The organism is Microbispora sp. H10670, from assembly GCF_014161385.1.
GTDB lineage: Bacteria > Actinomycetota > Actinomycetes > Streptosporangiales > Streptosporangiaceae > Microbispora > Microbispora triticiradicis.
On sequence record NZ_JABBWW010000028.1, the window covers coordinates 80,153 to 97,760 of the forward strand.

Annotated in this window: 15 protein-coding genes and 1 pseudogene; 6 read left to right on the forward strand and 10 right to left on the reverse strand. The window is 71.5% G+C overall.

The window, feature by feature from the left end; genetic code table 11:
- Positions 1-68: 68 nt before the first annotated feature.
- The 7 genes from HHX33_RS37490 to HHX33_RS29345 form a co-directional block, all read right to left on the reverse strand.
- Entirely contained in the window at positions 69-2,129 is a 2,061-nt protein-coding gene (locus tag HHX33_RS37490) for a pseudouridine synthase (protein ID WP_182877425.1), read from the reverse strand.
- The gene (gene scpB, locus HHX33_RS29320) at positions 2,129-2,836 is read right to left on the reverse strand and encodes an SMC-Scp complex subunit ScpB (protein WP_182877426.1); all 708 of its coding nucleotides are present in this window, start codon (positions 2,834-2,836) and stop codon (positions 2,129-2,131) included. Before scpB ends, HHX33_RS37490 begins: the two co-directional genes overlap by 1 nt.
- A gap of 76 nt (positions 2,837-2,912) precedes the next feature.
- Positions 2,913-3,788 (reverse strand): segregation and condensation protein A, encoded by an 876-nt coding sequence (locus tag HHX33_RS29325; RefSeq protein WP_138462370.1) that lies wholly within the window; start codon positions 3,786-3,788, stop codon positions 2,913-2,915.
- 42 nt (positions 3,789-3,830) lie between these two features.
- Positions 3,831-4,724, reverse strand: a complete 894-nt coding sequence (locus HHX33_RS29330; RefSeq protein WP_396785947.1) for a ParA family protein — start codon at positions 4,722-4,724, stop codon at positions 3,831-3,833.
- A gap of 97 nt (positions 4,725-4,821) precedes the next feature.
- Positions 4,822-5,784, reverse strand: a complete 963-nt coding sequence (locus HHX33_RS29335; protein ID WP_182877438.1) for a site-specific tyrosine recombinase XerD — start codon at positions 5,782-5,784, stop codon at positions 4,822-4,824.
- Positions 5,785-5,800: 16 nt separating this feature from the next.
- Positions 5,801-6,412 carry an NUDIX hydrolase gene (locus tag HHX33_RS29340; RefSeq protein ID WP_310741574.1) on the reverse strand — a complete coding sequence of 204 codons (612 nt, stop codon included), beginning with the start codon at positions 6,410-6,412 and terminating at the stop codon, positions 5,801-5,803.
- A gap of 32 nt (positions 6,413-6,444) precedes the next feature.
- Positions 6,445-8,115: a CTP synthase gene (locus HHX33_RS29345; RefSeq protein WP_117409012.1), complete on the reverse strand. Its 1,671-nt coding sequence runs from the start codon at positions 8,113-8,115 to the stop codon at positions 6,445-6,447.
- 156 nt (positions 8,116-8,271) lie between these two features.
- Here HHX33_RS29345 and HHX33_RS29350 point away from each other — a divergent pair, with 156 nt between their 5' ends.
- Together HHX33_RS29350 and HHX33_RS29355 are read left to right on the forward strand one after the other, a co-directional pair.
- Positions 8,272-8,958 (forward strand): acyltransferase, encoded by a 687-nt coding sequence (locus HHX33_RS29350; protein ID WP_182877427.1) that lies wholly within the window; start codon positions 8,272-8,274, stop codon positions 8,956-8,958.
- Between the two features lie 206 nt (positions 8,959-9,164).
- On the forward strand, positions 9,165-9,710 hold the full coding sequence (locus tag HHX33_RS29355) for a Uma2 family endonuclease (RefSeq protein ID WP_182877428.1): 546 nt from the start codon (positions 9,165-9,167) through the stop codon (positions 9,708-9,710).
- Positions 9,711-9,829: 119 nt separating this feature from the next.
- Here the strand turns inward: HHX33_RS29355 and HHX33_RS29360 are convergent, their stop codons facing one another.
- A complete protein-coding gene (locus HHX33_RS29360; RefSeq protein ID WP_117409010.1) occupies positions 9,830-10,435 on the reverse strand; it encodes a DUF4126 domain-containing protein in 606 nt (201 codons plus the stop codon).
- A 205-nt stretch (positions 10,436-10,640) separates the two neighbouring features.
- Positions 10,641-10,947 (reverse strand): annotated as a pseudogene (gene tnpA, locus HHX33_RS29365) (IS200/IS605 family transposase); the annotation flags it as partial.
- A 105-nt stretch (positions 10,948-11,052) separates the two neighbouring features.
- On the opposite strand from tnpA, the gene HHX33_RS29370 reads away from it, so the two are divergent.
- Entirely contained in the window at positions 11,053-12,321 is a 1,269-nt protein-coding gene (locus HHX33_RS29370) for a transposase (RefSeq protein WP_310741575.1), read from the forward strand.
- A 238-nt stretch (positions 12,322-12,559) separates the two neighbouring features.
- On the opposite strand, the gene uvrB is transcribed toward HHX33_RS29370, so the two are convergent.
- The gene (gene uvrB, locus HHX33_RS29375; protein WP_117409008.1) at positions 12,560-14,671 is read right to left on the reverse strand and encodes an excinuclease ABC subunit UvrB; all 2,112 of its coding nucleotides are present in this window, start codon (positions 14,669-14,671) and stop codon (positions 12,560-12,562) included.
- 261 nt (positions 14,672-14,932) lie between these two features.
- Between uvrB and HHX33_RS29380 the strand changes: the two genes are divergently transcribed.
- Genes HHX33_RS29380 through HHX33_RS29390 form a run of 3 tightly spaced genes read left to right on the forward strand, consistent with a single transcriptional unit; the run spans position 14,933 to position 17,485 of the window.
- A complete protein-coding gene (locus tag HHX33_RS29380; protein WP_220502332.1) occupies positions 14,933-15,970 on the forward strand; it encodes a hypothetical protein in 1,038 nt (345 codons plus the stop codon).
- A 10-nt stretch (positions 15,971-15,980) separates the two neighbouring features.
- On the forward strand, positions 15,981-16,634 hold the full coding sequence (locus HHX33_RS29385) for a hypothetical protein (protein ID WP_182877429.1): 654 nt from the start codon (positions 15,981-15,983) through the stop codon (positions 16,632-16,634).
- Positions 16,607-17,485 (forward strand): inositol monophosphatase family protein, encoded by an 879-nt coding sequence (locus HHX33_RS29390; RefSeq protein ID WP_182877430.1) that lies wholly within the window; start codon positions 16,607-16,609, stop codon positions 17,483-17,485. The genes HHX33_RS29385 and HHX33_RS29390 overlap by 28 nt, the downstream gene beginning before the upstream one ends.
- Positions 17,486-17,608: the final 123 nt, after the last annotated feature.

A 17,608-nucleotide genomic window follows, 5' to 3' on the forward strand; every position in this document is an offset into this window, starting at 1 on the left:
GGCCCATCTACCGCCTGTTCGGCTTAACTCTGCCCGGATTGCGGGTGTATGCCCGCAGTTTTGCCAGGCTACAGGCCGACCGCCGCGTACAGCTCGCCGATCTCCTGAACGGTGAGCGTGCGCACCGTGCCCGGCTTCAACCGGCCGAGCTTGACCGGGCCGAACTCGATGCGGGCCAGGTCGATCACGCGGTGCCCGACCGCCTCCAGCAGCCGCCGGACGATGTGCTTGCGTCCCTCGTGCAGCACGATCTCGACCAGCGCCTGCTGGCCGTGCTCCTGCACGATCCGGAACTCGTCGACCTTGGCCAGGCCGTCCTCCAGCTCCACGCCCTTGCGCAGCACCTTGTGCAGGTCGCGCGAGACGGGGCCGGGCACCTTGGCCCAGTACTTCTTCTGCACGCCGAAGCTCGGGTGGGTCAGCCGGTGGGCCAGCTCACCGTCGTTGGTGAACAGCAGCAGGCCCTCGGTCTCGGTGTCGAGACGCCCGACGTGGAACAGCCGGGGCGCGAGGTCCTGCACGTAGTCGTGCAGGCACGGCCGGCCCTCGGGGTCGTCCATCGTGCTCACCACGCCGATCGGCTTGTTGAGCGCGTAGTAGACGGTCTCGGCGGAGGTCGGGATGCGCTTGCCGTCCACGTGGATGACCTGCTTGTTGGGATCGACGCGGGCGCCGAAGCGGCGCACGGTCTGGCCGTCCACCGTCACCCGGCCGTCGCCGATCATCTCCTCGCAGGCCCGCCTGCTGGCCACCCCGGCCTGGGCGAGCACCTTCTGGAGGCGGTCGCCGCCCGGCACCTCGGTGGTGTCGCGCTCGTCGGTGTAGTTCTCGTCGTAGAAGTCGGGGTCGCGCAGCGGCTGCCGGGACGTCTTGAACGGGTTTCCCTGCGTTCCCCGGGCCCCTGCACCCCGGGCCCCTGCGCCCGTACCGCCCGTGCTCCGGCCACCCGTGCCCCGGCTCCCTGCCGACCCGGCGCCGGAGGGACGGCCCGCGCCGGCGCCGCGCACCGGGCGTCGTGCGCCCCCCTCGGTGCCGCCGAAGCGGCCCCGCGTCGCGCCACCGGTGCGGCCGATCGTCTGCACCTCGTCACGCCGGGTCCCGGCCCCGCCGCGGGCGGCCCGGAAGCCGGTCCGCTCGTTCCGGTCGCCCCGCTCGGCGCGGCCGTCCCGGTCGGTGCCGCGGCCGATGCGAGAGTCCCGGTCGCCGCGGGCTTCGCGATCGCCGCGCCAGGAGTCCCTGTCGCCACCGGCGCTCCGGCCGGCGTATCCGTCGCCGCGGTCCTCGCCGCCGCGGAAGGGGCGGTCGGAGCCGCGGTCCCGCAGACCGTCCCGGCCGCCTTCCGGCCTGCCGTACCGGCCGCGCGTCCCGGCTCCCTCCGTACGGAAGGTGGAGCGGCCCGCGGACGGAAACTCACGCCCGCCACGCTCCCTGCCGGAGTCGCGGTCGAAACCACGGCCGCCGTCCCGATCCCGGCCAAAGTCCCGGCCAGAGTCACGGGTGGAATCGCGGTCGAAGCCACGGCCGCCGTCCCGGTCACGGCCGAAACCGCGCGCACGGTCGGAGCCACCTGAGCGGTCGAAGCCGCGCCCGCCGTCGCGGTCACGCCCGAAACCACCACGGTCACGGTCGGAACCACGCTCAGGGCCGAAATCACGGTCACGGCCGAAGCCGCGCCCGCCGTCGCGGTCGCGGTCGCCGGAGCGACCGGCCTCGGGCCTGCCATACGCGCCTCGCGAGCCGCCGCGCTCGGCGCGGAACGACGTGCGGTTGTCATCGCCGAAACGCCGGCCGCCGGGGCGGGCGTCGCGGCGGTCGCCACCACGGGCGTCCCCTGCACGCGAGTCCCTGGCAGGGCGGTCGCCGTACCGGTCGCCGCGCGGGGCGCCCTCGTCGCGGGACCGCCTGAAGTCGGATCTGGAGTCGGATCGAGAGTCCGACCTGAAGTCCTGCCTGGAGTCGGAACCGTACCCGGACCGGGAACCAGGGACGCGGGAACCGCCGCGCCGGTCGTCCTGGGGACGGAAGCCGCCGGACCCGCCACGGGATCCACGCGCGCTCGCGCCCTGCTGACCGGTGCTCCGGCTCCGACCGCGTCCCTCACCGGACGGGGTGCCACGCCTGTTGTTCACTACTTCTGCTCCTCAAGAATTTCCACGTCGTCCGGGAGGAACGGGGCGAGCTCGGGAAGCTCGTCGAGGCTCCGCAGCCCCAGTCTCTCCAGGAAGTAACTCGTCGTCCGGTAGAGCACCGCCTGGCTCTCCGGGTCGGTTCCGGCCTCTTCCACGAGGCCTCGTGCGACCAGCGTCCGCATGACGCCGTCGCTGCTCACGCCGCGCACCGCCGCCACCCGGGCCCGGCTGACCGGCTGCCGGTAGGCGACCACGGCGAGGGTCTCCAGCGCGGCCTGTGTGAGCCGCGCCTGCTGGCCGTCCCTGACGAACCTCTCCACCAGCGCGGCACACTCCGCCCTGGTGTAGAAGCGCCAGCCTCCGGCCACCTCCCGAAGGTCGAAACCCCGCCCGGACGCCGTGTATTCCGCCGACAGCGTGCGGAGCGCGGCGGCGACCTCCGCCGTCGGGCGTTCGAGCACCTGAGCGAGGGTGATCTCCGCGACCGGCTCGTCCACCACCATCAGGATCGCCTCGAGCGCCTGGGCGAGCGACGGCCCCTCCGAAGGCGTCTCCTCGCCGCCGGATCCGGCGTCGTCCGCCAGGGACGGCGCGACCTCGGCGGAGAGCGCGGCGTCACCGGCGGGCCCGGGCGCCACGTGAGTGGCGCGGGTGTTCGGAGCGCCGGGTGTGCCGTCGGTGGAACCGGGGGTGCCGCTCGCTGTCATCGCTCCTCGCTCGTCGTCCGTGCTTCCGCCTCCGGCGCGCCGTCTCCGCCGCGTCACCGCGCCCGGTGCGGACGGGTCACTCCTCCGGTGCGCCGGACGGCTCCGCCGGTCGCTCCTCGCTCCGGCCCTCGTCGTAGTCGTCGCCGACCGTGACGTCGCCGTCGGCGGTTCCCGTCCAGGTGACGTACAGGTCACCGAGCGGTTCGACCTGCTCGAAGGAGACCGCGGCCTCCCTGAACAGCTCAAGGACGGCCAGGAACCGGGCGACGACCTCGAACGTCCCCGAGCAGTCGGCGGTCAGTGCCCGGAAGGTCGCCGTCTGCACCCGCCTCAGCCGCTCCACAAGGATAGCGGCTTGTTCCCGGACGCTGGCGAGCGGTTGGTAGATGTGCGCGACCGACACCGACGGCGGCGCCTTGGGCGTGAAGGCCCTGGCGGCGATCCTGGCGAGCTGCGCGGGCCCGATGCCGAGCACGAGTTCGGGCAGCAGGTCGGCGAAGCGCTTCTCCATCGGCACCGCGCGCGGGAAGCGCAACGCCTCCTCGGCCATCCGCCCCGAGAAGATCTTCGCGACCTCCTTGTACGCGCGGTACTGCAGCAGCCGGGCGAACAGCAGGTCGCGGGCTTCCAGCAGGGCGAGGTCCTCCTCGTCCTCCACCTCGCCGGTGGGCAGCAGCCGGGCCGCCTTGAGGTCGAGCAGGGTGGCCGCGACCAACAGGAAGTGGCTCGTCTGGTCGAGGTCCCACTCGGGTCCCCGCGACCGGATGTACGCGATGAACTCGTCGGTGACCTTGTGCAGGGAGACCTCGGTGATGTCCAGCTTGTGCTTGGAGATCAGCCCGAGCAACAGGTCGAACGGGCCTTCGAAGACGTCCAGATGGACCTGGAAGCCGCCCGGCGCGCTCTCCCCGCTCCCCTGGTCCGTCTCCTGGCCGGTCGTCACGCCTGCCATTGTCCTCCACCGGCGCGAGCGCCGGCACCTACATCGTCATGGTCAGACGCGGGCGGGCCACCTGGCCAGCAGCTCACGGGCCAGCTCGCGGTAGGCGGTGGCGCCCATCGAGCCGGGGTCGAACTGGGTGATGGGCTCACCCGCGAGGGTGGCGTCCGGGAACCGCACCGTACGGTTGATGACGGTGTGGAACACCTTGTCGCCGAAGCCCTGCATGATCGTCGAAAGGACCTCGCGGGCGTGCAGCGTCCGGGGGTCGTACATGGTGGCGAGCAGGCCGTCGATCTCCAGGCTCTTGTTGAGCCGCTCCTGGACCTTGCCGATCGACTCCATCAGCAGCGCCACGCCGCGCAGCGCGAAGAACTCGCACTCCAGCGGGATCATCACGCTGTGCGCGCAGGTCAGCGCGTTGACCGTCAGCAGGCCGAGCGACGGCTGGCAGTCGATCAGGCAGATGTCGTAGTGCGGCAGCAGGGGCTCCAGCGCCCGCTGGAGGGCGTACTCACGCGCGACCTCGTTGACGAGCCTGATCTCCGCGCCGGACAGGAAGATGTTGCTCGGCAGGAGTTGCATGCCCTCGACGGTGGTGTCGAGCAGGACGTCCTCGACGGTGACGTCCGGCTCCTCCATGATGAGGTCGTAGACCGTCGCCTCGAGCGGCCGGGGGTCGATGCCGAGCCCCACCGACAGCGCGCCCTGCGGGTCGAAGTCCACCAGCAGCACCCGCTGGCCCACCTCGGCGAGCGCGGCGCCCAGGTTGATGGTGGTCGTCGTCTTGCCGACGCCGCCCTTCTGGTTCACCATCGCGACGATCCGCGCGGGTCCGTGGGACTCCGGCGGTGTCGGATCGGGGAACACGGGGGTGGGACGACCGGTAGGCCCGATCGCACCGCCTGGAGACCTCGCGGTCCACGTCGGCTCTGTGGTCGCAGTCACCTGTTGGTCCTCCCCTGACGGCCTCGAACCTGATCGAATCTAAAGGGTCGGCACGTATGCGGCAAGGCGGCGCGCCACGCGTCCGCGGATGCGTGCCTCAATGCAGGGCGCGGGGATGCGCCGCCGCGTAGACCTCGCGGAGCTTGTCGACCGTCACCAAGGTGTACACCTGCGTGGTGGTCACCGAGGCGTGGCCGAGCAACTCCTGGACAACCCTAACGTCGGCTCCGCCGTCGAGGAGGTGGGTTGCGAACGAATGTCGCAACATGTGCGGTGATACGCCGGACAGCCCGGCCCGTTCCGCCGCCAGCTGCAGCACCTCCCACGCGCCCTGCCGGGTCAGCCGCCCGCCCCGCGCGTTGAGGAACAGCGCGGAGGTGCCCCGGCCGTGCGCGGCGAGCCCGGGCCGCGCCCTTACCAGGTACGCGTCGAGCGCCTGGCGGGCGAAGCGGCCGAGGGGCACGATCCTGCTCCGCCCGCCCTTGCCGCGCAGCCGCACCTGGTCGTGGTCCTGGCCGCTGTCGAGGCCGAGGTGACGGCCCCCGGCGTGGCTCGCGGGCACGTCGTCCACCGCCAGCCCCACCGCCTCGGAGATCCGGGCGCCGGTGGCGTACAGGACCTCCAGCAGCGCCCGGTTGCGCAGGGCGAGCGGGGCGTCCTCCGGCCCGCACGCGGCGATGAGCCGCTCCACCTCCGCCACGGTGATCGCCTTGGGGAGCCTGCGGAGCTGGCGCGGCGGGCGCACCTCGTGGGCCGGGTCGTGCCCGGCCACGCCCTCCCGCAGCGCGAAGCGGTGCAGGCCGCGAACGGCCGACACGGCGCGGGCGGCCGAGCTGGCGACCAGCGCGGGGTGGTCGTCGTCGCCCTCCCGCAGCGCGGCGAGGAAGGCGACCACGTCCGCCTCGGCGACCTGCCCGAACGTCTCCAGTCCGCGCGCCCGGAGGTACTCGACGTATCGGCGCAGGTCCCGCCGGTAGGACGCGAGCGTGTTGGCAGACAGCCCCCGTTCCACCGCCAGATGGGCGAGGTAACTGGACAGCACCGCCTCGGGCTCGCTCAGGACGTCTCCTACGGACTCATGCCTCCGGCGCACCGGCGGGACGAAGGCCCTTGAATCCGTCGGCGGAAGCAGCGTACGCCGCGAGGATACCGGCGACGGCGGGAGAATTGTGGATCATTCCGCTCAGCGCCTTCTCGACCGCCGTGACCAGGGGAATCCAGACCGCCGGCATGTCGGTCTCCTCGTGCTCGCGCACGTAGGTGTTCTCCTCGTCGGGGATCGGCTCCACGTCGCGGGCGAGGAAGATCCGGATCCGCTCGTCCGACATGCCGGGCGAGGTGGCGAGGTCGACCAGCGTGTGCCACGTGCGCGCCCGGTAGGCGGCCTCCTCGGCGAGCTCACGTGCCGCGCACTCCACCAGCGGCTCCCCCGGCACGTCCCGGATACCGGCCGGGAGCTCCCACATCAGGCGCCGCATCGGGTGGCGGTACTGGCGGATCAGCAGCACCCGGTCCTCGTCGTCCAGCGCGACCACCGCGACCGAGCCGGGGTGGACGACGTAGTCGCGGTCGGCGACGACGCCGCCGGGCATCTCCACGGTGTCGGTGCGCACCGAGATGACCCGCCCGGCGAAGTGCCGGGTGGTGGCGACGACGTTCCAGGACTCCTCGACGTCCTCCACGTTCACCGAATCCTCCACGGTCCCCGTGTTCTCCGCGTTCACTTGGCCCGTCCCGCCTTCGCCGCGTTCTCGCGCTCGCCCGCGTACTCGAGGGCGGCCTGGACCAGACCCGTGAACAGGGGATGCGACCGGGTCGGCCGGGAGCGGAACTCCGGGTGCGCCTGCGTGCCGATGAAGAACGGGTGCAGGTCGGTCGACAGCTCGGCGTACTCCACGAGGCGGCCGTCCGGCGACAGCCCGGAGAACACCATGCCGGCCTTCTCCAGCTGATCGCGGTAGGAGTTGTTGACCTCGTAGCGGTGCCGGTGCCGCTCCTCCACCTTCGCCTTGCCGTACAGGCGCCGGGCGAGCGAGCCGTCCGTGAGCTTGGCCGGGTAGAGGCCGAGCCGCATCGTGCCGCCCATGTCGCGCTCGCCGGCGACCACGTCCTTCTGGTCGGCCATGGTCGAGATGACCGGGTCGGCGGTCTCGGCGTCGAACTCGGTGCTGTCGGCGTCCTCGATCCCGGCCAGGTGGCGGGCCGCGTCGATGACCATGCACTGCATGCCGAGGCAGATGCCGAGCAGCGGGACGCGCCGTTCGCGGGCGTGCCGGATGGCGCCGACCTTGCCCTCGATGCCGCGCACCCCGAAACCGCCGGGGACCAGCACGCCGTCGACGCCGTCCAGCTCGCGGGCCGCGCCTTCGGGGGTCTCGCAGTCGTCGCTCTTGACCCAGCGGATGTTGACCCGCGCGTCGTTGGCGAAGCCGCCCGCGCGCAGCGCCTCGGTCACCGACAGGTACGCGTCGGGCAGGTCGATGTACTTGCCGACCAGCGCGATCGTGACCTCCTTGGCGGGCCGGTGGACCCGGCGCAGGAGCTGGTCCCACTCGGTCCAGTTCACGTCGCGGAACGGCAGGCCGAGCCGGCGCACCACGTACGCGTCGAGCCCCTCGGTGTGCAGCACCTTCGGGATGTCGTAGATCGACGCGGCGTCGACGGCCGAGACCACCGCGTCCTCGTCCACGTCGCACATCAGGCTGATCTTGCGCTTGAGCGAGGAGGTGATCGGGCGGTCGGACCGGCAGACGATCGCGTCGGGCTGGATGCCGATGCTGCGCAGCGCGGCGACCGAGTGCTGCGTGGGCTTGGTCTTCAGCTCCCCGCTCGGGCCGATGTACGGCAGCAGGGAGACGTGCAGGAAGAAGACGTTGTCGCGGCCGACCTCGTGGCGGACCTGCCGGACTGCCTCCAGGAACGGCAGCGACTCGATGTCGCCGACCGTGCCGCCCACCTCGGTGATGACCACGTCCACGTCCGGGCCCGCCATGCCCCGGATGCGGTCCTTGATCTCGTTGGTGATGTGCGGGATCACCTGGACGGTGTCGCCCAGGTACTCCCCGCGCCGCTCCTTGGCGATGACGTTGGAGTACACCTGGCCGGTGGTGACGTTGGCGGAGCCGTGCAGCTCCGTGTCGAGGAACCGCTCGTAGTGGCCGACGTCGAGGTCGGTCTCGGCGCCGTCGTCCGTCACGAACACCTCGCCGTGCTGGAAGGGGTTCATCGTGCCGGGGTCGACGTTCAGGTAGGGGTCGAGCTTCTGCATCGTGACGCGGAGACCGCGTAGCTTGAGGAGGCGCCCGAGGCTGGAGGCCGTGAGCCCCTTGCCGAGACTGGAGGCGACGCCGCCGGTGACGAACAGATGCTTGGTTTGTGCGGCGCTGCGCAAGGAACACTCCCGTGGTCGTTTGTAGAACCGGCGCTCCGGATGGACGCCGCCTGCCCACGGGCTCTCAGAATATCAAACGCTGGGCAACATTGGGCTTGTCACGTGCACTAATCCGCAATAGCGGGACAAGACGACCAAGCGGTAACTTGTCGCGTTATGTCGTTCGTGAAGCGCGCCGTCGGCCGCATGGTCCACCGCTGGTGGCCCTACGTGCGGGAGGCGGCGGCGGTGACCCCCGCCGCCACCGGCGCATACCGGTTCCGCAGCCTCGGCGAGGGAGTGTGCATCTCGTTCCCCCAGGGCGCGATCTTCGGTGAGGAGTGGATCGAGATCGGACCGCACACGCTGGTCGGGGAGCGAGTCTCGATCTCCGCCGGGATGGGGCCCGGCGTGGACCTGGGCCCCGACTCGATCGTCCGGATCGGCGGAGGCTGCTCGATCGGCCGGGGCAGCCACATCGTGGGCCACCAGTCGATCGACATCGGCGACGACGTGTTCACGGGCCCCTACGTCTACATCACCGACCAGAACCACGTGTACGACGACCCCGAGACGCCCATCGGCCGCCAGTGGCCGCGCAACAGGCCGGTCTCGATCGGCTCGGGGTCCTGGATCGGCACGGGGGCGATCATCCTGCCCGGGACCCGGATCGGCCGCCAGTCGGTGGTCGCGGGCGGCGCGGTCGTACGCGGCGAGTTCCCGGACCACTCGGTGATCGCCGGCGTGCCCGCCAAGGTCGTCCGCCGGCACTCCCCCGGCCTCGGCTGGCACAGCCCCTCCGCGATCGCCCGCACCCCGCTCTCCCCACCGCATCCGGCAGGCAGCCCGGCCCCTATGTCCTGACCCACCCCTCCACGGCGGCGATCCGCACGGCCCGCCACACCCCGCGGCGAGTACGAGCGCCCGGCGGCCGACGTACGCGCACCCTCGCCCACGACCGGATCGGACGACTGGAGGCCTCCCGAAACCGATCACTCCTGGTCACGTGTCGTGCCAGGATCGTGATGGTAGGCGATCGTCCTGTGAGCGAGGAGGGGCACGGAACGGCGATGGCTCTGCCCGAGTGGTTCTACCCTGGCCCGCCCGGCGGGTGGACCGCCGACATGCTCGATCACCTTCCCCCCGGCACGCCCCGCCACGTCGAACTGATCGACGGGGCCCTCATGGTCACGTTGCTGACCGACCGTGACCAGGGAATCCAGCCGCCGAGTCATCTCGCGGTCGCCAGGGAGATGTCGATAACACTGGGGCCGCGCCAGCGACCGGAACCCGACGTTCTTGTACTCAGGCGGGAAGCGCTCTCCGACCTGCGGAGGACCTGGTACCGGCCGGAGGAGGTCCACCTTGTCGTCGAGGTGGTGTCGCCCGAGTCGGCGGAGAGGGACCGGCTGACGAAGCCGATCAAGTACTCGAACGCCGGCATCAGATACCTCTGGCGGGTGGAGCAGGAGGACCAGCACGCCGTCGCGTACACGTTCGAGCTGGAGCCGAGCGTCAAGGCGTACGTGCCGACGGGCATCCACCGCAAGCGCCTCGTCACGTACGCCGGGTTCGACGTGGACATCGACCTGGACCTGAGCCAGTTCATGGGCTGACTCCTGTCCTCCGACCGGTTCGCGCCCGGCACCGGCCCTGCGACGGCCTGGGCTCGCGCCTGTCGGAGCGGGGTCCGGACAGGTCCGGGCGCGGCACGGGGTCAGACAGGCGGCACGGGTCAGACAGGCGGGGACGCCGCCCGGGCGCGGCGCGCCTCCTTGAACCTTCGTACGCGGCGCAGCACCCGCCAGGCGACGAACGCCAGCACGGCCAGCGCCACCACGACGAGCACCGGCAGGAAGATCGCGATCAGGCTCATCCCGAGCGAGCCGACGTCCTCGACCGTGCTCACCACCGGCGCGCCCACGCCGGCCGTGGTGGCGTTGACCACCGGCCGGGCCCCGGCCTTCAGCAGATGTACGGCGAGGGCCACCGCGATGCCCAGGATCCAGCCCACCGCCGGGTGATCGGCCATCCAGGCCGAGTCGTCGAGCTTCGCCGCCGCGGCCGTGGCGCTGAAGACCACCCCGCCGGACGCCGGCCGCACCGCCGTCTGGATCATGTCGTTGACGTGGTCGACCACCGGCACCTTGTCGAGGACGAACTCGGCGACCAGCAGCACCGCGATGATCGCGAGGACCCAGGTGTCGGACAGCCAGGCGTACTCGTGCGGCAGCCGTACCGCGTCGGTCACGCGCGCCAGCACGCCGACGAGCAGCAACGGGATGTACGCGTTGAGCCCGGCCGCGGTCGACAGCCCGAGCCCGGTGAGCGCCGCGAACATGAGCCACCTCCTCGATGCGGCGGGAAACTCCCGCCTCCCCCTCAACGGACGACCCCGGCTCCATGTCCCCGGCGATGCGCTTCTGTCCAGACTTCGGCGGTCCCGCATCCGCCATGCCGACGCCCGGGCGGGAGTCTATGACCGCATCGACGCCGCGCTGCGCCAGTTGATGACCAGCCAACGGCGTCAGTAACCGTGCCCCTCGTGCGCCGCCCACGCTTCCGGCGAAGTAGGAGCCGGACCGGAAATGCCCGCCCCGCAGGTACTGGCGGACGTGAGCGCTGTATTCATTGCGGAGTATCCGCACCGAGACGCCCTTCAGTGAGTTGACGAGCGTGGACAGGGCGACCTTCGGCGGGTAGTGGACCATTAGGTGGACGTGGTCGTGTTCGCCGTTGAACTCGCGACGTTCAACATCGAAGCCGGCGTAAACCTCGCGCATGAGTTCCTCGCGACGGGACCAGCATCGGGTCAGTGAAGGCTCCACGCCAGTACTTCGCCACGAACACCATGTGGATGTGGAGGGCTGGGCACCATGGCGTCCGGTGCGTACACCGGGGCCACTCAGGGTGGTGATTTCGTCACGGCGGCGTAAACCCGAGGGATACGATCAGGGCGTGGAGCTGACCAGGCAGTCGCGTGCGCACGTGGCGCGACTCGACCTCACCGCCGCCCAGGTGGCGGTGCTGGACGGTCAGGCCCACACCGCCCGCGCGCTGTGGAACCTGCTCCACGAGTACTGCACCTTCCGGCAGGGCCGGTTGGCCTCGGTCAAGGACTGCGACACCGCGATCCGGCAGGCCCGCCGCGAGATCGACTGGATGAGGCGACTGCCCGCCCCGGCGGCCCAAGCGGTGCTGAGAACCTACCGGCAGGCGTGGGCGAACTTCTTCAACCCCGGCCACCCCGCCGGGCGGCCCACGTTCAAGATCCGGTCGCGGACCCGGCCGGCGGTGGATGTCCCCCAGGGGCGGGACCTGAACATCGCCCGGCTGAACCGGCGGTGGGGCGCGGTCAATCTCCCCAAGGTCGGGCGGGTGCGGTTCCGGTGGACCAAGGATCTGCCCGGCGTCACCAGGGGCGGCCCCGCCGGGCGAATCACCGGAGCACGCCTGGTCAAGGACGCCTTCGGGTGGCAGATCGTGTTCCGCACCGAAGCAGTGGTCGCGGCGGCCCCGGCCGCGCACCCCGGCCCTGTGGCAGGGGTCGACCGGGGGATCACCGTCGCCCTGGCCCTGTCGGACGGCACCATGCGCGAGCACGGGCCCTGGCTGCGCGACGGCGAGCAACAACGCCTGCGCCGGCTGGAGAAGACCTCGGCCCGCCAGCGCCGCACGCGCACTCCCGGCCGGCCTGCGTCCAAACGGCTGGCCCGCACCTATGACCGGATCGCCCGGCTCCGCGCGACAGCCAAGCGCCGGGCCGTCGACTGGCAGCACCAGACCACCACCGAACTCGCGCGCACCTTCGGCGTGGTCGTGGTGGAAGACCTGACGATCACAACCATGGTCCGCTCCGCCACCGGCACGATCGAACGCCCCGGCCGGAACGTGCGGCAGAAGGCCGGACTGAACCGCGCCATCACCGGCCAGGCGTGGGGCCGCACCGTCACCCTGCTGGAATACAAAACCCGTGATCGCGGCGGCCTTGTAGTGAAGGTCCCCGCCCCGGGCACGTCACAGACCTGCCACCGGTGCGGCCACCGCGACCCGGCCTCCCGCGACGGCACCCGATACTCGTGCGCCAACCCCGCGTGCGGCTGGACCGGCCATGCCGACACCAACGCCGCGATCAACATACGCAACGCCGCAGGAACTGCGGTGTCCGGACGTGGAGACCTCGGGGCTGCCCGGTCCGCGAAGCGTCAACCCCCGCACGCCGCCTGACCGCGACACGACGGGAAAATCTCCGGCCTTCAGGCCGGGGAGGAGTTCAAAACAACATCAACTACGCGCTTGCGATCTTCTCGGCGTCGTCATCCAGAGCGTCACCGGGCAGCCGTACGAGAGTTACTGCCGCCGGATGGCGCTGGCGCCGCGCGGCGCGGCGCGCAGGATCGACCCGGGAACCCGCGCCATCCGCCTACAGCTGACGCCGAGGCATCCTGCGGGCCGCGGGGCGGGGCTATTTCACGCCCGCCTCGCGCATGTCGCGGACCTCCCGCTTGAGCTCCTTGATCTCGTCGCGCAGCCGGGCGGCCACCTCGAACTGCAGATCGGCGGCGGCGGTGTGCATCTGCTCGGTGAGCGACTCGATCAGCGACTCCAGCTGGGCGCGGGGCATCTCGCCCGCGATCGCCTTCGCGTGCTGGCCCGCGCCGCGGGACGCGACCCCCGGCACCGGCGCCTTGCCGCGCGACTGCTGACGCCCGGCCCCGCCGAGAAGCTGGGCGGTGTCGGCGTCCTCGCGGACCAGGCTGTCGAGGATGTCGGCGATCTTCTTGCGCAGCGGCTGCGGGTCGATGCCGTTGGCCTCGTTGTAGGCGACCTGCTTGGCCCGGCGCCGGTTGGTCTCCTCGATCGCCCGCTCCATGCTCGGGGTGACCTTGTCGGCGTACATGTGGACCTGGCCGGACACGTTTCGCGCCGCGCGGCCGATGGTCTGGATCAGCGAGGTCTCCGAGCGCAGGAAGCCCTCCTTGTCGGCGTCGAGGATCGACACCAGCGACACCTCGGGCAGGTCGAGGCCCTCACGCAGCAGGTTGATGCCGACGAGCACGTCGAACTCGCCCATCCGCAGCTCGCGCAGCAGCTCGATGCGGCGCAGCGTGTCGACCTCGCTGTGCAGGTAGCGGACCCGGATGCCGTTCTCGAGCAAGTAGTCGGTCAGGTCCTCGGCCATCTTCTTGGTGAGGGTGGTGACCAGGACCCGCTCGTCCCGCTCCGCCCGGGCCCGGATCTCCTCCATGAGATCGTCGATCTGGCCCTTGGTCGGCTTGATGACCACTTCGGGGTCCACCAGGCCGGTGGGGCGGATGACCTGCTCGACCACGTCGCCCTTGCTGCGGCCCAGCTCGTACGGCCCGGGGGTGGCGGACAGGTAGACGGTCTGGCCGATGCGCTCCAGGAACTCCTCCCACTTCAGCGGGCGGTTGTCCATGGCCGACGGCAGGCGGAACCCGTGGTCGACGAGGGTCCGCTTGCGGGAGGCGTCTCCCTCGTACATGGCGCCGATCTGCGGGACGGTCTGGTGTGACTCGTCCAGCACGAGCAGGAAGTCGTCGGGGAAGAAGTCGAGCAGCGTGTGCGGCGCCGTCCCGGGCCCACGTCCGTCGATGTGCCGGGAGTAGTTCTCGATGCCGGCGCAGGTGCCGACCTGGCGCATCATCTCGATGTCGTAGGTGGTGCGCATGCGCAGCCGCTGGGCCTCCAGCAGCTTGCCCTGCCGTTCCAGCTCGGCCAGCCGCTCGGCGAGCTCGGCCTCGATGCCGCCGATGGCCCGCTCCATCCGCTCGGGGCCGGCCACGTAGTGCGACGCGGGGAAGATGTGCAGCTCTTCGTCCTCGGCGACGACCTCGCCCGTCAGCGGGTGGAGCGTCGCCAGCTTCTCGATCTCGTCGCCGAACATCTCGATGCGGACGGCCAGCTCCTGGTAGACCGGGATGACCTCGACCGTGTCGCCGCGCACCCGGAACGTCCCCCGCGTGAAGGCGAGGTCGTTGCGGGCGTACTGCATGTCGACGAGCTTGCGCAGCAGCTGGTCGCGGTCCATCTGCTGGCCGACCTTGAGCTTGACCATCCGGTCGACGTACTCCTGCGGGGTGCCCAGGCCGTAGATGCAGGAGACCGAGGCGACCACCACGACGTCGCGCCGGGACACCAGCGACCAGGTGGCCGAGTGACGCAGCCGCTCGACCTCCTCGTTGATCGAGGAGTCCTTCTCGATGTAGGTGTCGCTCTGCGGGACGTACGCCTCGGGCTGGTAGTAGTCGTAGTACGACACGAAGTATTCGACCGCGTTGTTCGGCAGCATCTCGCGCAGCTCGTTGGCGAACTGGGCGGCGAGCGTCTTGTTCGGCTGCATGACCAGCGTCGGCCGCTGGACCCGCTCGATGAGCCACGCGACCGTGGCCGTCTTGCCGGTGCCGGTCGCGCCGAGCAGGACCGTGTCCTTCTCCCCGGCGTCGACCCGGCGCTCCAGCTCCGCGATCGCCGTGGGCTGGTCGCCGGACGGCGTCATGTCGGTGACGACCTGGAAGGGCGCGACCCTGCGCTTCAGGTCCATCATGGATGTCATCGCCGCTCAGCTCCTCGCTCGCCCCGCCCACCGGGCGGGAACCGGGGACGCGCCCGGCCCGCCGCCGTTCACACCTCCATAACCTACGCGCGGCCACCGACATTTCCGGTCCCCTCCGCACGCCGGGATCCCGCTCACGGCCTGGCGCGAGGGGCAGCCGCACGTCACCCCGCCGCACCTTTGCCGGGGCATGACGCTCTCGTTACGATGCCAGCCGGGGATCACGGGATGCCGGCAAGCACGGGATGGCGGGGCGGACCTATGGCGGGGTTGCGAGATGCCGTGGGCCAGGCCGCCGCGTGGGCCGGCAAGAACGTCGACGGCGCCATCGCCCTGGTGCTGGCCGTGGTGGTGGGCGTGCTCGGCGTGCTGCCCGACGACGTGCTGTCCGACAAGGTCAAGTCGCAGCTCGTCAGCGGTACCACGCTGGTCGTCCTGGCCCTGGTGGCGACCGCGCTGCTGCGTGACCGCGCCCGGCAGGAGCCGGTCGAGGAGGCCATGCACGCCACCTCCGGCGTCCTGGCGCGGCTGCCCGAGCGTCTCGGGCGCCTCGACCAGCTGGAGGAGCTGGTCGCGGGCACCCGCAGGGCGCTGGAGGACATGGCGGTCATCCGCATCCTCGGCAGCCGGCACGAGATCGCCCAGGCGCACGCCGACGCGCGGCGGGGCACCGACCACTGGACGTTCAAGGGCGGCACCGGCACCTACATGCGCGCCGTCACGCTCCCCGAGTGCGTGGCCGCCGCGCGGCGCGACCGGCGGCACCTCACGATCCGGATGGAGATCATCGACCCCACCGACGAGGCGGTGTGCGAGAGCTACGCGCACTACCGCAGGTCGCTGTCGGACCGCCCGGACGGCACGGGCGAGATGTGGACGACCGAACGCGCCAGGAAGGAGTCGTACGCGAGCGTCCTGGCCGCGTTCTGGTACCGCCAGCGGTACGGCCTGCTCGACATCGCGGTCGGGCTGTCCCCGGTCATGACGACCTTCCGCTGGGACATGTCGGACCACGCCCTCATCATGACCTCCGAGGACCCCAACCGGGCGATCATCGCCTACAGCGGTTCGTTCTTCTACGGAAGCTGCGGCGCCGAGCTGCGCACCAGCTTCGAGCAGGCCCGCCGCCTGCCGATCGACCGTTACCGGTCGGTGCAGCTGAGTGACGAGCCGACGGTCGAGGAGGTGCGCAGGCTGTTCGACGGCGTCGAGCTGCCCCTGCCCAAGTCGTTCACCGACCGGGACGTGGTCGACGTCACCCGCAAGGCCCTGCGCGCCAAGGACCCGTACGCGCCGTGAGCCGCCGGCCATGAGATATCGGGAGGTGCTCGGCGTGCTGACGGGCGGGAACGCCCGCGAGTGGGCGCTCGGCGTGCTCACCGAGATCGCGGCGGGCGGCACCCCGGTCCTCGGCGTGCGGCATCCGCTCGGGTTCCTCTGCCTGCCCGTGGAACGCGACGGCGGCATCGGGGTGTGCGTGCACATCTGGACCTCCGCCGCGCGGCCCGCGCGCAGCACCACCTCGCAGATCCACTGCCACAGCTGGGACCTGATCAGCCACGTCCTGTACGGCCAGGTGCGCAACGTCCACGCCGCGCTGACCGACACGGCCGAGTCCCCCACCCACCGCGTGTTCGAGGTGGTCAGCACCCCTGAGGGCGACGTCCTGCGGCCCACCGGCAGGACGGTCAGGTACGCCCCCGGGCGCGCCGATCTCTTCGGCGCGGGAGACACCTACACGCTCGTCGCGGGCGCCTTCCACAGCAGCGTCATCCCCGAGGACGGCGAGGCCGCCACGGTGGCCCTCGGCCGTGTCAGGCCGGAACGGGGCGACCTGTCGCTCGGCCCGCTCGCCACGCCCCTCCACCACGTCAGGCGGGAACGCCTCGACGCCGCCGAGACCGCACGTGCCGCCGAGCTGGCCAGGAGAAGCCTGTGGACCTCGAACACGCAAGGCGGATAGCCGTGGAGGCCGCCCTGGCCGCCGGGTCGATGCTCAGGGAGAGTGTGCCGGGCGCGGCCGTCGCCCGGCCGAAGGGCGCGTCGGGCGACGTCGTGACCGACCTCGACCTGGCCGCCGAGAAGCTGATCATCGAACGTGTCCGGGCGGCGTTCCCGGCCCACCGCATCGTGGCCGAGGAGTCGGGGGTCCACGCCGGATCCGATCCCGGCCCGCCCGCGGGCCGCCCCGGGGACGACCCGGCGGGCGGAGGGTGGACCTGGCTGGTCGATCCCCTCGACGGCACCAACAACGTGGCGATCGGCCTCCCGGCGTACGTCGTGGGCCTGGCGCTGTGCGCGGGCTCCCGCCCGGTGGTGGGCGTCGTACACGAACCGGTGTCCGGCCACACCTGGTCGGCCGTACGCGACGCGGGGGCGTCCGGGCCCGCGGGGCGGCTGACCGGGCCGCCGCGGCGGGACCTCCCGCACGGCCCGGTGCTGGGCTGGACGCAGGGCCACGGGGTCTCCCGGCGCGACCGGGCGGCGCGGTCGCTGAGGATGACGATGGAGGTCCGCGCCCGGCGGGTGCTCCAGCTGTGGGCGCCGCTGTTGTGCTGGGCGATGCTCGCCCGCGGCGACATCGACGGCATGATCGGCTATCACGCCGAGGGTCTCGACCTGCCCGCCGGTGCGCTGATCGCGCGGGAGGCCGGGGTGGAGATCCGGGGGTTCGACGGCAGGCCCTTCGAGGCGTCCGCCGAGGGACCGCCCGAGGACCGCAGCTTCGTCGCCGCGCCGCCCGCCCTGGTCGGCGACCTCCTCGACCTCGTCGCCGAGGCCCGCCGCCTCGCTCCCGCCCTCCCCCCGGTCTAGATGATTGATTCCAAGCCCTCCGGCTGGGTCAGTGGTCGTATGCGATCAGTGACCGTTTGACCGTCTGACCGGTCCTGTCGTTGTGCCAGATCACGCAGGTCAGGGCCAGGATCCGGATGACCA